Annotated in this window: 17 protein-coding genes; 7 read left to right on the top strand and 10 right to left on the bottom strand. The window is 66.2% G+C overall.

What is annotated here, in order from left to right:
- Positions 1–196: 196 nt before the first annotated feature.
- The 6 genes from AC5RVY_RS04935 to AC5RVY_RS04910 form a co-directional block, all read right to left on the bottom strand.
- On the bottom strand, positions 197–3703 hold the full coding sequence (locus tag AC5RVY_RS04935; protein ID WP_493953709.1) for a DEAD/DEAH box helicase: 3507 nt from the start codon (positions 3701–3703) through the stop codon (positions 197–199).
- A gap of 251 nt (positions 3704–3954) precedes the next feature.
- Positions 3955–5136: an NAD(P)/FAD-dependent oxidoreductase gene (locus tag AC5RVY_RS04930; protein WP_493953563.1), complete on the bottom strand. Its 1182-nt coding sequence runs from the start codon at positions 5134–5136 to the stop codon at positions 3955–3957.
- A gap of 46 nt (positions 5137–5182) precedes the next feature.
- The gene (locus AC5RVY_RS04925) at positions 5183–6226 is read right to left on the bottom strand and encodes a Gfo/Idh/MocA family protein (protein ID WP_493953562.1); all 1044 of its coding nucleotides are present in this window, start codon (positions 6224–6226) and stop codon (positions 5183–5185) included.
- Complete coding sequence (locus AC5RVY_RS04920) at positions 6226–6999, bottom strand: amino acid ABC transporter ATP-binding protein (protein ID WP_493953561.1); 774 nt, start codon at positions 6997–6999, stop codon at positions 6226–6228. Before AC5RVY_RS04920 ends, AC5RVY_RS04925 begins: the two co-directional genes overlap by 1 nt.
- Positions 6996–7784, bottom strand: a complete 789-nt coding sequence (locus AC5RVY_RS04915) for an amino acid ABC transporter permease (RefSeq protein WP_493953560.1) — start codon at positions 7782–7784, stop codon at positions 6996–6998. Before AC5RVY_RS04915 ends, AC5RVY_RS04920 begins: the two co-directional genes overlap by 4 nt.
- 105 nt (positions 7785–7889) lie before the next feature.
- Positions 7890–8753, bottom strand: coding sequence for an ABC transporter substrate-binding protein (locus tag AC5RVY_RS04910; protein ID WP_493953559.1), 864 nt, complete (start codon positions 8751–8753; stop codon positions 7890–7892).
- A gap of 184 nt (positions 8754–8937) precedes the next feature.
- Here AC5RVY_RS04910 and AC5RVY_RS04905 point away from each other — a divergent pair, with 184 nt between their 5' ends.
- A complete protein-coding gene (locus AC5RVY_RS04905; RefSeq protein WP_493953558.1) occupies positions 8938–10029 on the top strand; it encodes a LacI family DNA-binding transcriptional regulator in 1092 nt (363 codons plus the stop codon).
- Between the two features lie 19 nt (positions 10030–10048).
- Here the strand turns inward: AC5RVY_RS04905 and AC5RVY_RS04900 are convergent, their stop codons facing one another.
- Positions 10049–10666 (bottom strand): DUF5655 domain-containing protein, encoded by a 618-nt coding sequence (locus AC5RVY_RS04900; protein ID WP_493953557.1) that lies wholly within the window; start codon positions 10664–10666, stop codon positions 10049–10051.
- 182 nt (positions 10667–10848) lie between these two features.
- Between AC5RVY_RS04900 and AC5RVY_RS04895 the strand changes: the two genes are divergently transcribed.
- The 3 genes from AC5RVY_RS04895 to AC5RVY_RS04885 all read left to right on the top strand — a co-directional run bounded on the left by AC5RVY_RS04895 (position 10849) and on the right by AC5RVY_RS04885 (position 13056).
- Positions 10849–11541, top strand: coding sequence for a protein tyrosine phosphatase (locus tag AC5RVY_RS04895; RefSeq protein WP_493953556.1), 693 nt, complete (start codon positions 10849–10851; stop codon positions 11539–11541).
- A gap of 194 nt (positions 11542–11735) precedes the next feature.
- The gene (locus AC5RVY_RS04890) at positions 11736–12314 is read left to right on the top strand and encodes an RNA polymerase sigma factor (RefSeq protein WP_493953555.1); all 579 of its coding nucleotides are present in this window, start codon (positions 11736–11738) and stop codon (positions 12312–12314) included.
- Positions 12307–13056 (top strand): hypothetical protein, encoded by a 750-nt coding sequence (locus tag AC5RVY_RS04885; RefSeq protein WP_493953554.1) that lies wholly within the window; start codon positions 12307–12309, stop codon positions 13054–13056. Before AC5RVY_RS04890 ends, AC5RVY_RS04885 begins: the two co-directional genes overlap by 8 nt.
- A 24-nt stretch (positions 13057–13080) precedes the next feature.
- On the opposite strand, the gene AC5RVY_RS04880 is transcribed toward AC5RVY_RS04885, so the two are convergent.
- The gene (locus AC5RVY_RS04880; RefSeq protein ID WP_493953553.1) at positions 13081–13644 is read right to left on the bottom strand and encodes a COG4315 family predicted lipoprotein; all 564 of its coding nucleotides are present in this window, start codon (positions 13642–13644) and stop codon (positions 13081–13083) included.
- Between the two features lie 164 nt (positions 13645–13808).
- On the opposite strand from AC5RVY_RS04880, the gene AC5RVY_RS04875 reads away from it, so the two are divergent.
- A complete protein-coding gene (locus tag AC5RVY_RS04875) occupies positions 13809–14309 on the top strand; it encodes a sigma-70 family RNA polymerase sigma factor (protein WP_493953552.1) in 501 nt (166 codons plus the stop codon).
- Positions 14306–14962, top strand: a complete 657-nt coding sequence (locus tag AC5RVY_RS04870) for a zf-HC2 domain-containing protein (protein ID WP_493953551.1) — start codon at positions 14306–14308, stop codon at positions 14960–14962. The genes AC5RVY_RS04875 and AC5RVY_RS04870 overlap by 4 nt, the downstream gene beginning before the upstream one ends.
- Here AC5RVY_RS04870 and AC5RVY_RS04865 read toward each other — a convergent pair.
- Both AC5RVY_RS04865 and AC5RVY_RS04860 read right to left on the bottom strand, forming a co-directional pair.
- On the bottom strand, positions 14949–15467 hold the full coding sequence (locus AC5RVY_RS04865; RefSeq protein WP_493953550.1) for an SRPBCC family protein: 519 nt from the start codon (positions 15465–15467) through the stop codon (positions 14949–14951). The genes AC5RVY_RS04870 and AC5RVY_RS04865 overlap by 14 nt on opposite strands.
- A 64-nt stretch (positions 15468–15531) precedes the next feature.
- The gene (locus AC5RVY_RS04860; RefSeq protein ID WP_493953549.1) at positions 15532–16416 is read right to left on the bottom strand and encodes a DUF1206 domain-containing protein; all 885 of its coding nucleotides are present in this window, start codon (positions 16414–16416) and stop codon (positions 15532–15534) included.
- Between the two features lie 189 nt (positions 16417–16605).
- Here AC5RVY_RS04860 and AC5RVY_RS04855 point away from each other — a divergent pair, with 189 nt between their 5' ends.
- Entirely contained in the window at positions 16606–18186 is a 1581-nt protein-coding gene (locus AC5RVY_RS04855; protein ID WP_493953548.1) for a fimbrial protein, read from the top strand.
- The last annotated feature ends 11 nt before the right edge of the window (positions 18187–18197 follow it).

The raw sequence follows: 18197 nt of genomic DNA, 5'->3' as shown, positions 1-18197 counted from the left end.
AAGAATTCCGGGTGGGGGCGCCCGGAATACGAGTCAGGCAGAGGGCCAAACCTTGGACCGGTGCCAGCAGCCGCTGGCTTATAGTTTCAAGGCTTGGCCCTTTTGTCGTGCCTGCCTTGATCCCCACGGCTCGCTGCAGACCAGGTTCCCGTCGCGGACCTCCACTACCGCGTCGAGACTGGAAGGGGATGCGGCCCTACTCCTGGAACAGCCCCGCCAGGTCTTCGGCCGTGATGGCACCCCCGGCCAGGGCGTCGCCCTCCATGACATCGGCGAACAGCTGCGACTTCCGGGCCTTCAGCGCCATGACCTTTTCTTCGATCGTGTCCTTGGCTACGAGCCGGTAGACCATCACGTTCCGGGCCTGCCCGATCCGGTGGGTCCGGTCCACGGCCTGCGCCTCGGAGGCAGGGTTCCACCACGGATCCAGCAGGAACACGTAGTCGGCCTCGGTGAGGTTGAGGCCAAAACCGCCGGCCTTCAGGGAAATCAGGAACACCGGCGCGGTGCCGTTCTTGAACTCACTCACCACGTCGGCACGGTTGCGGGTGCCGCCGTCGAGGTAGCAGTATTCGATCTTCTCCTCGTCCAGCCGCTCGCGGACCTTCCCGAGGAACCCGGTGAACTGGCTGAAGATCAGGGCGCGGTGACCCTCCGCCACCAGGTCCTCCAGCTGCTCGAACAGCACGTCCAGCTTGCTGGACCGGACCGCAGTCAGTGCCGGGTCCACCAGCGAGGCGTCAAGGCTGAGCTGCCGCAGCAGGGTCAGCGACTGGAAAATGGTGAAGCGGTTCTTGTTGACGTCCTCGATCAGCCCCAGGATCTTCTGCCGTTCCCGCTGCAGGTGCGTCTGGTACACCTTCTGGTGGCGCGGATTCAGCACCACCTCGAGGATCTGCTCCTGCTTGGGCGGCAGGTCCTTGATCACCTGGTCCTTGGTGCGGCGCATCATCAGCGGACGGACCCGACGTCGGAGCTTGTCCAGCTGCCCCTTGTCGCCGTTTTTCTCCACGGGCTTCTGGTAGTACTCCGCGAAGCGCTTTGGACTGGAAAACAGGCCCGGCGCCACGATGGACGTGAGGGCCCAAAACTCCATGAGGTTGTTCTCCAGCGGCGTGCCCGTGATGGCCAGCTTGAAAGCGGCCGGGAGTTTCCGCGCGCACTGGTATGCCTTGGACTGGTGGTTCTTCACGAACTGGGCCTCGTCCAGCACCAGGCCCGCCCATTTCCGGGAGGCGTAAGCTTCGTAGTCAATCCGGAACAGCGCGTAGGACGTGATCACGATGTCCGCGCCGGCAAGTGCCTCGGCCGGAACCTGGCTGCTCTTGGCGAAGGTCTCGCTGACGGCGTGCACCTTCAGGCCGGGAGCGAACCGCGCTGCCTCCAGCGCCCAGTTGCCCACGACGCTGGTGGGCGCCACCACCAAAAAGGGAGCGCCGGCGTCGGGCTGGCTCGCTGTTGCGATGGCGTCGGCGAGGTTATCGCCAGTGGGGCCGACGCCGTCGGAGGCGCTGTTGCTTTCAGCGCCGGACAGGGCCAGTTCCTTCGCCGCGCACATCAGCGCGAGGGCCTGCACCGTCTTGCCCAGGCCCATGTCATCGGCGAGAATCCCACCCAGGCTGTGCTTATACAGGAAGGTGAGCCAATTGAAGCCCTCCAGCTGATAAGGGCGCAGGTCCGCGTTGAGCGTGGCCGGCAGGGGCAATCCCTCCACGCCGCCCTCCAGCAATCCGCCCACTGCCGAGCGCCAGGCCGCGGCCTGCTCGTCCACGATCCCAAGCTGCGCCAGCTCATCCCAGAGCCCGGCCTGGAAGCGGCTGATCTGCAGCGGCGCATCCTTGTTGTCCTGCAGCGAGCGGGCTTCCTCGATCAGAGCGCGCAGCTGGTGCAGCTCGGGCAGGTCCAGGGAGAAGTAGGCGCCGCTGGGCAGCAGCATCTTGGTCTGCCCCGCGGCCAGCGCGGAAAACACCGCCGCGAAGGACACCGGCTGGCCCTCCAGCGAAATCTGGATGCCGAGGTCGAACCAGTCGCGCTGTTCGGTGGCCTTGGTGGAAATCGAAACCACCGGCGCTTCCTCGGCCTCGCGGTAGTCCGCGATCTGGCCGGCTGTATCCACGTCCACGTCCGGAGCCTGCCGCAGGCGGGGGAGCACCTCTTCGGTGAAGGCGAGTGTGTCCAGGCCCTTCAGCTCCACGGATGCCGCGAGCCGGGGAGTGCCCCAGCCGCCGGGGGCGGATTCGCCCAAGGCCGGAACCACTTCCCACGGCCGGCCGACGCCCTCCAAGATGCGGGCTTCGGCAGTGTCGTCGCGGTAACCGTGGTCGCCGGGGTGCCGCCACAGGGGCTGGGCTGTTACGAGGTTTCCGGTCTTGTAGTGCCACTCCCAGTGCAGCCGCACCCTGTGGTCGGCGCCGTAGTTGGCGAGCAGCGAGAGCGTGGGGACGGCCAGGGCAGGCAGCGAAACGGATTCATCACGGGCGGTGACCCGGGCGGTCTGCTTGAGCTTGGGATAGAAGCCGGTGAGGAAGCGGGTCTCGTCCTTGGCGGGGATGTGCAGGGTGCTGCCGGCGGTGACGAACGCCAGCAGCTCCTCGCTCAGGCCGCCTTCCAGGGGTGCAAGCGTAATGCTGCCGTCAGGGTCGGGAACCCCGGGCAGGGCGGCCTCCCCGGAGGTGAAGAAGATGCCGTGGGCGGGGCGGCCGATTGTTCCCACGGAGGCGGGATCGATGTCCTCCCCCTCAACGGTGATGGTGGGCGCGAGCTCCAGGCCGGCGTCGGACGCCTGCTCCTGGGCGCGGGTGCCTTGCCCGGCGTCGGCGCTGTCAGTAGCGGAAGTGCCGTAACGCCCCAGGTTAAGGCCGACGGCGGCGGGAGACTCCGCGAGCCGCACAGGTTCGCTGCCCTTGGAGTTAACGAGTGCCAGCCCGATCTTCCCGGCGTCCGAGAGCAGGCTCCACACGTTCTTTCCGGAGTAGGTGTTCAGGCCCAGCCACAAGCCGGAGGAGTTCTGCATCCGGCTGGCCGAGGCGGAGTGGGCAGCGAGGAACTCCTGCATCCACTCCACGTGCGATTCATTGCACTCGCGCCGGAAGTTCAGGTAGCTCAGGGTGTTCCAGGAGACGTCACCACGGATCCACTTGCCCTTCGCGCCCATGATCACCGGGCGGGCCTTCAGCTGCCGGACGCCGCGCAGGGGATCCCGCCGTCCTGTATAGGAGAAGTGCGGGGCCGGCTCCTCTATCTCGAACTGGAGTGCCAGCGGGACACCGCTGGTTGAGGGTGTGGCGCCGGGCTGGGAGATCAGGGGGCTGAGCGCCTTCTCCCAATCGGAGACAGCAGCCGATGGCTCGCGCGAAACCTGGGTGGCGGTGCCCGGCGACAGCAGCTGGACGCGGGTAGCCGGATTGTCCTCCGCCGCGAAAAGCAGCGCCGCCACGTGCTTGCAGTCCTTCCGGACCGGGCAGCTGCACACCCCCACAGTGCAGCTCCAGCCACCGCCCTTGCGGACCAGTTTGGCGGTGGTGGAATAGGGTACGTCCGCGCCGCCGCGGACCTTGCCCAGCATGAGGCCCGTGCCGGGGTCGAACGTGATGCCGGACACGCGGCTGCCCATGGCATACGCCAGTCCGGCCGCCAGGGAACGGTCGTTAATGGCGGGGGTCTGTATTGCCAGTGCCGTACTTTCGTCCGGTTGGGATGGAATGGTGCGCGCTACTTTCAACAGGCCGCGGCGGGGCGGAGCCGGTGGTTGGTTATCTGATCCATCTTAGTTCGCCCGCGGGGGAGGGCGTGCCGCGGGCTTATTACCGTCGGCGCGATGTGATCAGGCAACGAACTGGGGCTGGTACGGCACTCCGGGCGCCACCGCAGGCACCGGGAAGCCGCACCTGGTCCGGGAAGTGGCGGAGGCCCCGGCCTGCACCACTTCCCGGCCTGCTAGCTGTGGTGCACCTGCTAGCTGTGGTGCACCGGCGCCCAGGCGCCCGTGCCCACGGTCTCCGGGGTGGCGGTGCCGGAGTCGAAGCGGTCAAGGCGGAAGGACCTGAGCACAGGAGAAGGGGTTCCGGTGAGGATCTCCTCGGCGAGGAGTTCACCGAGGATAAGCCCAAGCGTTGCTCCGGAATGGGTGAATACCGTGTGCAGTCCTGATATCGATGGCACCGGGCCAACCACGGGTTCGCCGTCACCGGGAATGGGTTTCAGGCCTGCAGCCACCCGCTGGGCGGTCAGCCGGGGATTTCCGGCGAGCACCTTCGATGCCTCATCGAGCAGGCCCTGCACGGACTCCTCGGGAACCGTGAACGAGCCGTCGTCCTCGATGATGACCGACTGCTCTGCCCAATCCGCATCGAGTACCAGCCTGCCATCAGGCGTGGGCCGCACCGCGACGCGGGGGGTGTTGAGCACGGTTGTTACTTTCACGTCGACCGGTTCGGTGAACACCACGAAGGCGCCGGGGGTTGCATCCGGAACAGTCACGCCCAGGGCGGCGAGCTGAGCGGGAACTTCGCCGCCGGTTGCCAGCACCACCTGGTCGGCGGCCAACCGCGTCCCGTCGCCAAGTACTACACCGGTCGCGGCGCCGTCCTGCACGTCAACCCGCACCTCGCCGGCATTTTCGATGACCTCCGCGCCTTGGGCTACCGCCCCGGCCACCAGCGCGGGGATGAAGTCGGGCATGTTGATCCAGCCTTCACCCGGGTTGTAGATGGCTCCTTCTTCGGCCACGGCATCGGCGTTGACATCCGGTGCGATCCGGGCAACGTCGGTACGGTCCACCCAGAGGGAGTGGTACCCGCCGGAGCGCTCGAAGGCGAAGGTCTCGCGGAAGGTTTCCTCAGGGCCCGCCCACTTCAGTGCGCCATCAAACCGCAGGTAGGCGCTGCTCTCGGGATGGCGGGCGCTCCAGGTGCGGTAGCGGTCAATGGCAAGCATCCGAAGGTAGTGGTATTCCGCGGAGCGGGCACCAGAGGAGTTCAGCCATGCGATGGAGCGGCCGGAGGCCCCGTTCGCGAGCGGGCCGGCTGTGACAAGTGTTACCTGCGCGCCGCCCTGGGCGAGGTGCGCGGAGGTCGAAGCACCAAGAATTCCGCCGCCGATGACGACGACCTTGGTGGCGGGGCTTGCGGAGGACATGGAGACTCGCTTTCCTGGGTTGGAAGATCTGCCGTGACGCGGTGCGTCAGGCAAGGGCATGGACTTCTTCAATGACTTTCAAAACTTCGACGGCGTCGGCCGGGTCGACCGGGAGCGGGGAACCGGTCAGGATCGCACCGGCCAGGAGCCGGTAGAACTCCGGATACGCCCCGCGCCCGGCAGGCACGGCTGATGATTGGCCGTCGACGCCCAGGAGCCCCCAAGACTCCTGGGGGTCCACCCCATAGGCCGTATCCGACGGCGTCAGCCCGGCGCTTAGCGCTGCTTCCTGGCCGTCCAGGCCCCACTTTGTGTAGCCGGCTTTCGAGCCGAGGACATGGAAGCGGGGGCCCACCTGGGCGGCCATGCCGTTCATCCACAACCGCGTGCGGACCCCGGATTCATGAAGCAGCGACACGAAGGCTTCCGTCTCCGCCGCCTCGGGGTGCGGCGCGTGGTGGCCCGTTTCGCCGTAGCTGTGTGCCACCGGCCCGAACAGTTGGACCGCCTGGTCAATGAGGTGGGCGCCGAGGTCGTGAAGGATGCCGCCACCTTCGGATGTGGTGGCGGAGTCGCGCCAGTTTCCGAAACCCTCCGGACGCCACCACTCGAACCTCGACTCGAAACTCCGCACTTCGCCGAGCGCGCCTGCGTCCAGGAGCTTTTTGAGGGTCAGGAAATCAGCGTCCCAGCGGCGGTTCTGGAAGACTGTCAGCTGCACGCCGGCGTCGGCTGCTTTGGCCACGAGTTCCTCCCCGTGGCCTGATGCGGTGACGAAAGGCTTATCCACTACGACGTGGAGCCCATGAGCCATTGCGCGGGCGGCCAGGTCGAAGTGGGTGACAGGAGGGGTGCCCAGGACCACCAGGTCAAGGTCCGCGGCCAGCGCGAACAGGGCCTCGGGCGTTGGGATGATCTTTGCCTTCGGGTACCGGGCCGCGGCTGCGGCAGCACGCTGTGGATCTGCGGTGACAATCACCTCAAGTGAAAAGGAGGGGTCTGCCTCGATCAGGGGTGCGTGAAAGACCCGTCCGGAAATCCCGAAACCGACGACGGCGGTACGGATGGGGGCGCTCGCTGCGGTTCCCATCACAGCACCTCGGAGAGGAAGCGTTGGAGGCGCTCACTCTTGGGGTTGTCGAAGATCTCCGCTGGCGTGCCTGCTTCGACTACTTCCCCTTCGTCCATAAAGACCACTTGGTCGGCGACTTTGCGGGCGAAGCCCATTTCATGGGTGACGACGACCATGGTCATGCCGCGTTTGGCGAGCGACGCCATGAGGGTCAGGACACCCTTGACGAGCTCGGGGTCCAGGGCGCTGGTTGCCTCATCGAAGAGCATCACTTCCGGTTCCATGGCGAGGGCGCGGGCGATGGCTACGCGCTGCTGCTGCCCGCCGGAGAGGTCGCGGGGGCGGTGGTCGGCGCGTTCGGCGAGGCCCACTTCGGCCAGCCGGCGGCGGGCGTGTTCCCGGGCCTCTGCCTTGGACATTTTCTTCACACTCCACAGGGCCAGGGCCACGTTCTCCAGGGCAGTGTGGTCCGGGAAGAGGTTGAAGTGCTGGAACACCATCCCGATCCGGGCGCGCAGGACGTCCGGGTTGACCTTCAGAGCACTTTCGCCGGCCAGGAGCACGTCCCCGCTTTTGGGTTCATGCAGCCTGTTGACACCCCGAAGAAGGGTGGACTTACCGGAACCGGATGGCCCGATAATGCAGGTGGTGGTGCCGGGGGCCACTGTGAGGCTGACGTTGCGCAGGACCTCGATGTCCCCGTACGCCATGGTCAGGTTTTTCAGTTCCAGGCTCGAGCCGTGGAAGGTCTGGATACCGGCTGCTGGGGTGGTGCTGGTGCTGGTGATCATGTGTTGCTCCCGGTAGTGAGCGGCGAGGCCGCGTCGAGTTCCTTGACTTCGTTCAGGCCGCTGGACGGAGCCGTCGGACGCCGCTTTCCTGCCCGGAAGCGGCTGTCAAAGTAGTTCACCAGGTGCGTGAGCGGCACCGTGATGATGAGGTAGAAGACCCCGGCCATGACCAACGGGGAGAGGTTCCCCGAGAGAACCGCCGCGTCCTGGCCGACGCGGAAGAGTTCGCGCTCGCTGACCAGCAGCCCGAGGAAATAGACCAGTGAGGAGTCTTTGACGATCGCGATGAACTGGTTCACCAGGGCCGGGAGTACCCGGCGGATGCCTTGGGGAATGACCACCAGGGCCATGGATTTGCCGTAGCTCATGCCCAGGGCGCGGCATGCCTCGCCCTGGCCCTTGTCCACGCTTTGGATACCGGCGCGGAAGATCTCGCCGATGTAGGCACTGGCGATCAGGCTCAGCGCGATAATGCCCAGCGGGTAGGGTGACGGGCCGAAGATGGACTGGCTGAGCCGGGCGAAGCCCTGGCCGATCAGCAGGATGGTCAGGATGGCCGGCAGTCCACGGAACAGGTCGGTGTAAATCCGGGCCGGGACCCGCAGCCACCGCGATGGCGAGATGCCCATAACGGCCACGATCATGCCAAGCACAAGGCCGATAACGGTCGCGGCGACGGAGATGATGAGGGTATTAAGGAGGCCCACGGCCAGAAGCTGGGGCAGGACTTCGGCCATTGCCCCGAAGTCGAAGAAGGTGCGGATGATGGTGTTGAGCCAGTCCATGGTTGCTCTCAGACGGTTGTTGGCTGATGGAGGTTAGCTGGTGGAACGGGGGCGGCATGCCGGGCGGTGGTCCGGTGGCCGGCCGCCCCCGCAACCTTGGGAGGGTTACTTGCTGGGGGCCGGGCTTGCTGTTTGCTCGGCTTTGGGGAGGTACTGCTCGGGCATCGGGGAGCCCGGGAACCACTTCTGGTAAAGCTTCTTCCAGGTGCCGTCCTCCATGGCTTCGGCCAGGCCCTTGTTCAGGGCCTCCTTGAACTCGGTCTTGCCCTTGGCGATGGCGAAGCCGGCTGGAGCATCAAAGGACGGGATGTCCGCGGCGCTCACCAGCCCAAACTGTTCCTGGTAGGACTTGGCGGCCTCGTAGTCCAGGAAGTGGGCGTCCACTGCTCCACTGTTGACCGCGGAGACTGCGGTGTTGTTGTCCGGGAACCGGACGAGGCTGGCATTGGTGAAGTTCTTTACGGCGTAGGCTTCCTGGAGGGTTCCCTGGACGACGCCCAGGCGCTTCCCGGAAAGCCCTTCCGGGCCGCTGATGCCGGAAGATTTAGTAGTGATGATGGTCAGGTATCCGGCGAGATAGCCGTTGGAGAAGTCCACGGTCTCCTTGCGCTTGTCCGTGATGCCGATGGCAGCGACGCCGGCATCGAACTGGCCGTTCGCCACTGCGGCCAGCAGGCCGGAGAAGTCCTGGCCCGTGAAGACCACGTTGTCTACACCGGCCCGATGGGCCACATCCGTAAAAAGTTCGACGTCGAAGCCCGTGAACTTACCTTGGGCGTCGGTGAAGGTGTAGGGCTTCGAATCGCCCAGGCTGGCTACCCGGATGGAGCCGGGCTGAATCAGGCCGTAGGGGTTGTCCGCTGACGTGGATGAGGCGGGGGTGGAGGATCCGCAGGCGGAGAGTGCCAGGACCGCGGCAACGGCCGCTGCGACGGCTGTCGCAGGACGGAAAGTTTTTCGAGTAAACACAGCGAGTTTTCCAATCGGGAGGAGCGGGAGATGGAGATCGTGATCCGCCGTAGCGGTATTGCTTTGCTGGTACCTCTTGCTGAGTCCGGTCTCAGTCCCTACGATTGAGACCGGACTCACACGATTGATAGAAATGTAACCCAAGCCACAAAAGGGCGTCAAGCGCCCATCGGGAAAGGCCGAAATGAGTACTGACGCTTCACGGCGGCGGGACGTAACCGTCGCCGACGTCGCCAAGGCCGCACAGGTGTCGAAGGCCCAGGCGGCCCGCGCCCTGGGAAATTACGGCGCCGTCAGCGATGACGTGCGGGAGCGTGTACTGGCAGCGGCCGAGGAGCTGAACTACCGCCCAAACGAACTCGCCCGCAGCATGAACACGGGGAAATCAAACACCATCGGCGTGGTGGTTGGCGACATCGAAAACCCGCACTTCGGCCTCGCCACCAGGGGGATCACCGATACTGCGAAGAAAAGCGGCTTCAACGTCATCCTGGTCAATACGGACGAGGACACCGCGGCAGAAGTCGAAGCAGTCAAGGTGCTGCTGGACAAGCGTGTAGATGGCCTGATCATCGCTCCGGCGTCGTCAGTTGATACCGGGCATCTGGAAAACGTTCACACATCGGGGCGGCCGTTGGTGCTCCTGGACCGCAAAGCCTCGGGGGTGGATGTTGACACGGTAGCGGTGGAAATGGAGGGAATTTCCTACGAGTCCACCAAGTACCTGATCCAGGAGGGGCACCGCCGAATAGCCTTCATCTCCACCATTCGAACAGAAGAGCCCTACTTCGCCGGCTTGCCGTTGGACTCTTCGCAGATCTCGGACCGGCGGGACGGCATGAAGCGCGCCTTCGAGGAAGCAGGACTTTCCCAGCCCGAGGACCTGGTCAGGCTCAACGCCGGCGGTCCTGAGTCCATCAAGAAAATCACCCGGGAGCTGCTGCAACAGCCCGATCCGGCCACTGCCATCATTGCCTCTGACGGGCTCATCGGACTCAGCGTGGTCGAGGCAATCCAGGACCTGGGCCTCTCGATCCCGGACGATGTGTCGTTCCTGATGTACGACGACTTCGCCTGGACCCGGCTCACCACCCCGCCGCTGACGGTCATAGCCCAGCCCGTCTACGAGATGGGCGTTGCCGCAGCTGATGCCCTCATTCGCCAGATCCAAGGCAGGAAAGCCCCCGCTGCCAAGCCGGAATTTACCGCAACCCTGGTCCGGCGCGGCTCCGTGGGTGCCCGCCCCGGCCCGGGTGCTGCAGCTGGCGGCCGGTAGTCCGGCATAGAAGGCACCGTCAGCTGTTCTGGTCCAGGGCCGTTGCCAGGATTTCCACCAGTTCGTCGTCCACCTGGTCTACGGAGGTGATCCGGACCCGGCGGGTGAACGGATCATCGGCCCGGGTTTTGATGGGCTCGATCCTGCCCTTTTCAGGAGCGCCAGCCGCGCGGGGCGCAGGTGCCTCAAAGCGGAGTGTCACGTCCACGGCGTTGTTGGTGGTCCTGGTGACCTGGGCGAACTTCCGACGCCGGCTGTGGAGCGACACATAGCCCTTCCGCATCTGGATCCCCACGCCGTCGGTGGCAGCCGCCCACGCCAGGATTGCGTCCGCGATGGGCCGCAGCTGCGGATGGTTCGCGTACTGGCCGTCGATCAGTTCGTCGGCGTCCCGCAGCATGAAGTCCGGGTACCCGAACATTTCCCAGGACACCGCGTACTGCGCATATCCGGTGACGCCGAATTCCTCGCGCATCCAGCGGCGGAGCCCGCCGTCGTCCCGTATTCCGGCAGCGCGGGCCTTCCCAGCCCAATGCGTGGTGTCCTTGCCGGTCTTCCGGAGCAGGAGGGCCTTGTTGTTGTCCACCATCAGCTGCCAGGTGCCGGGCTTCTTTTGTGGCTCAGGGTTTGCGGGCATGCCTCGATCGTAACGCCGCCGCAGCGGCCTCCCTGCCTGGTCCGGCAGCGCCTCCTGGAAGGGCCCCCCGAAAAAAGATTCTGCCCGCCCGTAACCTTTCCGCCGGCCCCTGCGATGTAGGAGGTGATGGGCCCGCACGCCGGGTCTGAATGCAACGTGTTGTCTAGGTTTTGGAGTGTCTTATGTCGTTGTTCACCGTTCTCGCCACCAGCAAAGTCGCCGCCGGAGTACTGGCCGCCGGCACCATCGCCGTGGGCGGAACCGGAGCCGCCGCTGTGTCCGGTGTCCTCCCCACCGAAGCACAGCAGACCGCCCACGACCTTTTCGGTGCCCCGGCCCCGAAGCTTGCAGCAGAAGCTGCCGCTGAAGCACAGGCAACCGCCGCGTCCGCTGCGGATGTGGCCGCCGATGCCAAGGCCGATGCTGATGCAGAAGCCACCGGGGACGCCGCCGTTTCCGACGAAAACGTCGCTGCCCAGGCCTCTGCCTCCGCCGCAGCCGGCACCGCCGTGGATGCTGCCGGTGCCGCTTCCTTCGGTCTCTGCACCGCCTTCACCAACGGTGGCCTGAACGCTTCCTCCGAAGGCTTCTCCTCGCTGGCCATTGCCGCGCAGGGTGAGGCGAACATCGAAAGCTTCTGCACCGACGTCGTAGCGCAGGCTGACGCAGCCGCAAAGGCCGGCCCCGAAGCAACCGGTTCCGCCGCTGTTGACGTGAAGCGCCCTGAACTGCCTGCCGTTCCGGCAGTCCCCGCTGTTCCGGGTGCCGACGGCGAGCGCGCAGTGCCCGCCGTGCCTGCAGTTCCCGGCGTTCCCGGTGCATCCGTCGACGGCGGCAGCGCAGCCGTGGACGCGCCCTCCGTTTCGGTCCGCTAAGCGGCCTTAGCTAGTGTGTACTGCGGGAAACCGGTCAGATTCCGTTTTCCCGCAGTACGGCTGTCCCGATCTTGACGATCATCACCCGCGGCCCGGAATCCATGTCCGGGGAGGCCGCCCGGAGGCAGCCGGGCAGGTCGGGAGGGACCCGCAGACCGCAGCCTAAACCGGGACGCGCATGGCCGCGTCCCGGGATGGAGGAGCCGCTGGTGCTAGACACTTTGGCCCAAAAAGAGACCGACATATTCGACGACGCCGCCGGAACCGACCCGGCGGCGCTGTTCGGCGTTGCCTACCGGACCTTCGCCGGCCCTGTACTGGGGTATCTCAAGGCACGCGGCGTGGACGATCCCGAAGCGGTCACCCAGGACGTCTTCCTGGCCTTCTTTCCGAAGATCAACGGCCTCACCGGTGGCCTGCAGGGCGCAAAGTCGCTGCTTTTCTCCATCGCCCACGCCCGTATGGTGGACCACTACCGGCGGCTGGAACGCAGGCCGCAGCTGACTCCCTACGATCCGCTGGAGGACCGCCGCAGCACACCCTCCGCGGAAGAACAGGCGGTGGAGCTGAACGGTGCCGCCGCAGCCCTGCTGGAGGGGCTCAGCGACGAACACCAGGAAGTGCTGGCCTTGCGCGTCGTGGCGGACCTGTCCATCGAACAGGTGGCCGGCATCATGGGCAAAAGTGAGGGAGCCATCAAACAGCTTCAACGCAGGGCCCTTCAAAACCTCAAAGCACAGACGGTCAAAAGAAACCAGGCAAACCATGAGTGACACCGCAGGACCCCGCCGCGACGGGGCAGTAGACCAGCTGCTGCTGGAAGCGGACTTCGGCGGCGACAGCCAACTCCGCCCCGTCCTCCTGGAACTCCAGGCACTGGGCACCGCAGCACCGGGGCCTTCCGCGGAGCTGCTGGCACTGATGACTGCCGCCCCTGCCGGAACAACGGCGGCACCCGCAGCGGGTGCATCCCCGGCTCCCCTTGACGAGCTCGCAGCCCGCCGCAGGGCCAAGCGCCGGATTGCCCTCACCACCTTGTCCGTGGCGGTTTCGCTCGGAGCCGGCAGCGCTGTTGCCGCCGCATCGGACCAGGGCATCCGCGACTCGTTTACCCAGCTCAACCGGGCTGTCACAGCCTTTATCAGCGGCTCCGCCGCAACTCCCGCCAGCGATCAGGCAGGGCAGCCTGCCACGCCAATGCCCACGGCTCCCGCCGGGGCGGTTCCCGCCCGAACGGTGCCGGCCGGAGCTGCCCCCGGGGACCCGGCGTCAATCCCCGCGGACCCTGCGGCCGCGCATTCGCCGGCCGCCCCGCCGTCGGACAGTCCCGCTGCTGCGTCGACCGGCAAGGGCCAGCGAACTTCCCCGGGAAAGCCCGGGGAAGTTCCCGCTTCCAAAACCCTGCCCGGGGCACTCCCCGAGCACATCGAGAACGGCCTGGGCAAGTCACCGGAGGTGCCTGCCACTCCGCAGGTTCCCCTGCCGGTGACGCTGCCTGCCGTCCCCGTGCCCTGATATCAACCTGGAGGGACGGTTCCGTCAGTAGCCGGAGGCGGCCATCTTCTTGATCATTTCGCCGGACGGATCCGCGAGATACCAGACATCGTTGACGCCTTGGCCCAGCACGTCGCCGGCCTTGGTGTCTTTGGCGAAGTAGTACAGCGGCATGCCGTTCAGGGTTACCTGTTTGGCGCCTTCCGGCGTGGGGATGGTGCCAACCTTCCCGGTGACCCCTTCCACCTTGGGTGTATCAGAGGTGGTGATGAGCGGCGGCCACGCGGTCAGGCATGCGCCGGTGCAAGCGCTGGTGCCCGAGTCCTTCACGTCCTTGGTGAAGAAATAGAGGCTTTTGCCTTTAGCGTCCACCACGATGGTGCCCGCGCTTGAGGATGCGGTCTTCAGGTCTACGCCTGCACTCGCCGTTGAGGATGACGATGCGGAGGGCGGGGACACAGAGGCAGCCGGGGCGGTTGCCGAAGCGGCAGGTGAGCCGGCTGTGACAGGTGGGCTGGCAGCTGGAGAGTTTCCGCTGCCGCCGGCGCATCCGCTCAGGGCCGCCGTCAGGGCCAGGATGGCGAAACCTGCCCCCACATGCTGTTTCATGGGTTGCTCCTTTGATGGTGCCCGGCGCCGGTCGCCGGACGCTAACCAGTACGACGCGCCAGGGTGAAGAATGGTTCAGGATGAACCAAATCCCGGCTGGCGGCGTCGTAACAGCCGGGAAGCGCGGAACAGCCGTGCCGGAGGCTGGGACAGGAGGTCCTGGGATGCCGCTTGATGAGGAGGTGGTGAAGTCCATCTACCGGGAACATGGTGCGGCCCTCCGCCGCTTTGTGCTCAGCGCCTCCCGCGACCCGCAGCTTGCCGAGGACGTGGTCCAGGAAACGGTGCTCCGCGTCTGGCAGCATGCTCCCCAGATAACCGGCAGCCTGCGCAGCTACCTGTTCCGGACAGCCAGGAACATCATGATCGACAACTACCGCCGTGCCCAGCGGCGTCCGGCGGAGGCGCTGGATGATGGGCTCAACGATCACGCCGAAGCCGTGGAGCGGGTGGACGAACTGTTGAACCGGGTGCTGGTGGAGGAGGCACTTCTTCGCCTCAGCTCGGAGCACCGGGATGTCCTGGTGGCCCTCCATTACCGCCGCTTCACCGTCAACGAGGCCGCCGTGCAGTTGAACATCCCCAGCGGAACGGTGAAATCGCGCGCCTACTACGCCGTCCGCGCGCTGCGGACCATCCTGGACGAAATGGGGGTGGAACGGTGAACGGGCTCCATCAACTCCTGGGTGCCTACCTGCTGGGCGGGCTCGATGCCGTGGACCTGAAGAGTTTCGAGGACCATCTCCGTGGGTGCGCACAGTGCCGGGAGGAGCTGGGCCGGCTGGAGAAGGTGCCCGTGCTGCTGGACGCCCTGCCCGTACCCGATGCAGTGGCCCTGACCGCGGGTCCGCACGCCCCGGTCGCCGCTGCACCAGCAACTGCCCCGGTGGCACTCCTGTCCGAACTGGCGCGGCGCCGTCGTAAAGTACGACGGCGGTGGGCGGCCCTGGCGGGCGCAGTCGCCGCTGCGTGCCTTGCCGTAGGACTCGCCGTGGGTCCGGTGCTGGGCCGGGCGCCGCGGCCCGACGCTACCTATTCGGTCCAGTCAGGCGGCGGGCTGCAGTTCAGCATCGACCTGGCCCGGAAAACCTGGGGGACAGAACTGGCAGTGAACGGCAGCAGCCTCCCGGCTGACGGCACCTTGTCACTGTGGGTCCGTGACCGGTCCGGAAGCGAGGACCGCGCCTGCGCGTGGACAGCTACGCCCAGCGGCCGGGTCAGGGTCACCGGGGCAACACCCATCCAGCTGGGCAGCATCTCCAGCGTGGAACTGCGGGACGGCACCCAGCATGCCGTTGCCGTGATTACCGTTCCGTAGCCTGCTGCTGCTTCCCGTTCACGCTGCCCTGTTCCAGCAGGCGGAACTCTGCCACCAGGGCCGGGTTCTCGCAGGCGCGGGCAAACGCTTCGATCCTTTTCTCGATTTCCCGCCCCAGCAGCCAGGCGCCCATCCGCTCCATCACCGGCCGCAACACTGCAGGGCGGCAGGAGAACGTGTACTTCCAGACTGCCCGCGTGCCGCCGTCGTCCGCCGTGAACCGCCAGCCGCCGCCGAAGTTTTCGAAGAACCAGGGGCCGGACACCATGGTCATGCCCACGTTCCTGGGCGGGGTGTAGGAGACGTATTCGCTGACCATCCCCAGGCCCAGGCGGGAGCGGGTTCGCGTGCGCACGCCCTTGCCCGCGCTCACAGCTCCGCCCAGGAAATGTTGGCCGGAGATGAACGGGTCCCACTTCAGCCGGAACCCGCCGGTGGTCTGGGAAAACGCGAATGCGGTGTCCGGGTCGATGCGGATGAGGCGTTCTGCGCGTACCTGGGGCATGGTCCAACCCTAGACGTTCACCCATGCGGGCCAACGGCTGGCGACCCGCAGGCCAGCCGTCCCGTTAGTTGATCATCTTTGCCAGGCGCGCCCGGACCACCATGTAGGCGCCGTAACAGATCAGTCCCGCGCCCACGGCCGCCAGGACGTACAGGCCAAAGGGCTGGTCGCGCAGTGCCCGCAGGGCGCCGTCCAGTCCGGTGGATTCCTCAGGATGCGCCTCAAGGGTGGCGATGGCAATGAGCAGCCCGGTCAGCAGCAGCACTGTTCCCTTGGCCACGTACCCGCTCACGCCCAGCGCAGTGACGGCGTTCCGTGCGGCGGGGGAGGCGGGCATCACCAGCTGCTTCTCGAAGGACTTCCGCACGCCGCGGATGCCGTAGGCCACCCCGGTTATCGCGATGCCGGCGCCCAGCAGGACCAGCAGTGCAATGCCGCCGGGAGTCTTCATCAACGAGGCGGTAAGATCGCTGGCCGTCTCCTGGTTGTCCCCGCTTGTGCCCGTGCCGCGCGCGAAGGACACCAACGTCAGGGCAAGACCCGCGTACACGAGAGCCTGCGCGGCTGCTTTGGCCTTCTTCCCAGCCTTTTTCTTGGTTGGGAGATGGTTGTAGTCGAAGATGGCGTCGCCGGCCTGCCACAGGGCAAGGGCAGCGCAGGCGGCGAAGCTGGCCCACAACAGGAAGGGCCCTGCGGGCTGGGTAGCGAGCTCAGCTACGGCGCCGCTGAAATCGGCATTCCCGGTGCCGCCCATGGCCAGCCGTATGGCGATGGCCCCCACCAGCAGATGAAGGAGGCCACCGGCCGCAAACCCGCCCCTCGCCAGCAGCTCAAGGGTGCGGGAGTTGGTGACATTCTCTGCCGCGTCCGCAGCCTGCTTCAGTTCTCTTTTGATCGCTGTTCCTTTATGCCGGCGCCAAAGCGCGAACGGTACCCCGCACACCGCCATCGTGCCACGCGGAGGAGGTCCGGGCCAGCCGGCGGGACGACTATGTGGAATACGTGTGGAGCATGCGGTCCGGGTCTTGAACGGCCGGACTCTGCGGCCGGATGGGGAGCGATCCCCATCGCCCGGTCCGGTCCGGTATGCCACGATAAGGCCATCGATTGACGAGGCACGGACCCCGGGGGAACAACCATGACCTTTTACGGCGCTGACGTTAGCCAGCTGCGTGCCTTGGCGAAAGCGGCTGACAAGGCTGCATCAGTGCTGAGCACCCGGGCGACTTCCCTGCAGAGCCAGATCCAGTCGGCGCCGTGGAAGGGGCGGGACGGCGACCGGTTCCGGCAGGAGTGGGCCGGAAGCCACCGACCCGGGTTGGACAAGGTGGTGTCCAGCCTGCGGGAAAATTCCCGGCTTCTGCTGCGGCAGGCGGAAGAGCAGGAGAAGGCTTCGAACCAATCCGGCGGAGGCGGCGGCACTGGTTTCCGGGACCGGATCAGTTCCATGGCCAGCCGGGCTGAGGCCTGGCTGGAGAAGCAGGCTGCCGCAGCCGCCGCTGCGGCGGAGCGCCGCCGGGAGCTGGAAGCCGGGCTGGAGCGGATGCTGGACGCCGGCCCGGAACAGCAGGCGGAATGGTGGGCCGGCCTTTCCGCTGCCGACCGGCAGTACCTCATCGAGGGTGAAGGCCCGGACGGCCCGTTCGCCGAGGACCTCATGCGGATGGACGGCGGTATCCCGCAGTCAGCGCAGGAGCTGGCGAAAGAGCATCTCCAGGACCTCGCCAGGGCCGACATCCCGGTCTATTCCGAGACGGGCAAGGCGTCCATCGACGCACGCGTGGCCTGGGTGCACGGGGGCGCGGAAGTGGGGACCGAAGTGGTGGAGAACGCTGACGGCTCGGCCACCATGAAGGTTTACGGAAACATGGGGCTCGGCGTCAACGACACCTCCGGAACCGCTGGCGTGACCTTGAACGGGCAGGTCTCCCGCGAGTACACCTTCGGCAGTGTGGAGGAGGCCAAGGCCGCACGTGAGCAGATGTACCGGGACCTGCCGCCGGACAGCGTGGGCGAGATCAAGGACGTGGCCGGCAACCCGCCCGGCTACATCCTGGACACCACTAACGAGGCAGCCGGCGACAACGGGTCCACCGGCCAGACGGACAAGGCCAAAGGCACCCTTTCCCTGGAAGCCGAGGGTGAGGCCGGCGCCGCATCAGGCTCGGCAAAGCTGGACCTCGCCTACGAGCGGAACCTGACCGACGGAACCTCCACCGCCAGCGGAGAGGTGTCCGCGCAGGGCAAGCTCAACCTGGATGGCCGCACCTTCGAAGCGTCCGGCAAGGGCGGGCTTGAGCTGACCATGGACAAGGACAACAAGATCGACTCCGTCTCAGTATCCATGGACGGGACGGTTGCCCAGGGTGCCACCACAGGCACGGACGTGAAGGCGGCCAAGGTTGAGTCCTCCATCAGCGTCGGGACCCAAGGCACCGTCAAGATCGACGTGGACTATTCAGCGGAGAACAAAGCCGTGATCGACAGCTACCTGCGGAACGTCGCGCAGGGGAATGACTCGGGAGCAGCGCGTGATGCGGCGAAGCTTTATGAGGCCGGCTCGGCCACGGTCCAGGTCAACAGCGTGGTCACCGCCTCCAACGAGGCAGGCTTCGATGTCAAACTGGGCGAGGTCGAAATCAAGACCGAGAACCAGGCCACCACCAACGTCTCCACCTACTACAAGGTCCCCAACGACACCCGTCTGGAGAGGCTGTAAGGGCGGCCACC

It is taken from the genome of Arthrobacter sp. Ha26, assembly GCF_059091705.1.
This window is presented reverse-complemented; position numbering and strand designations above follow the sequence as displayed.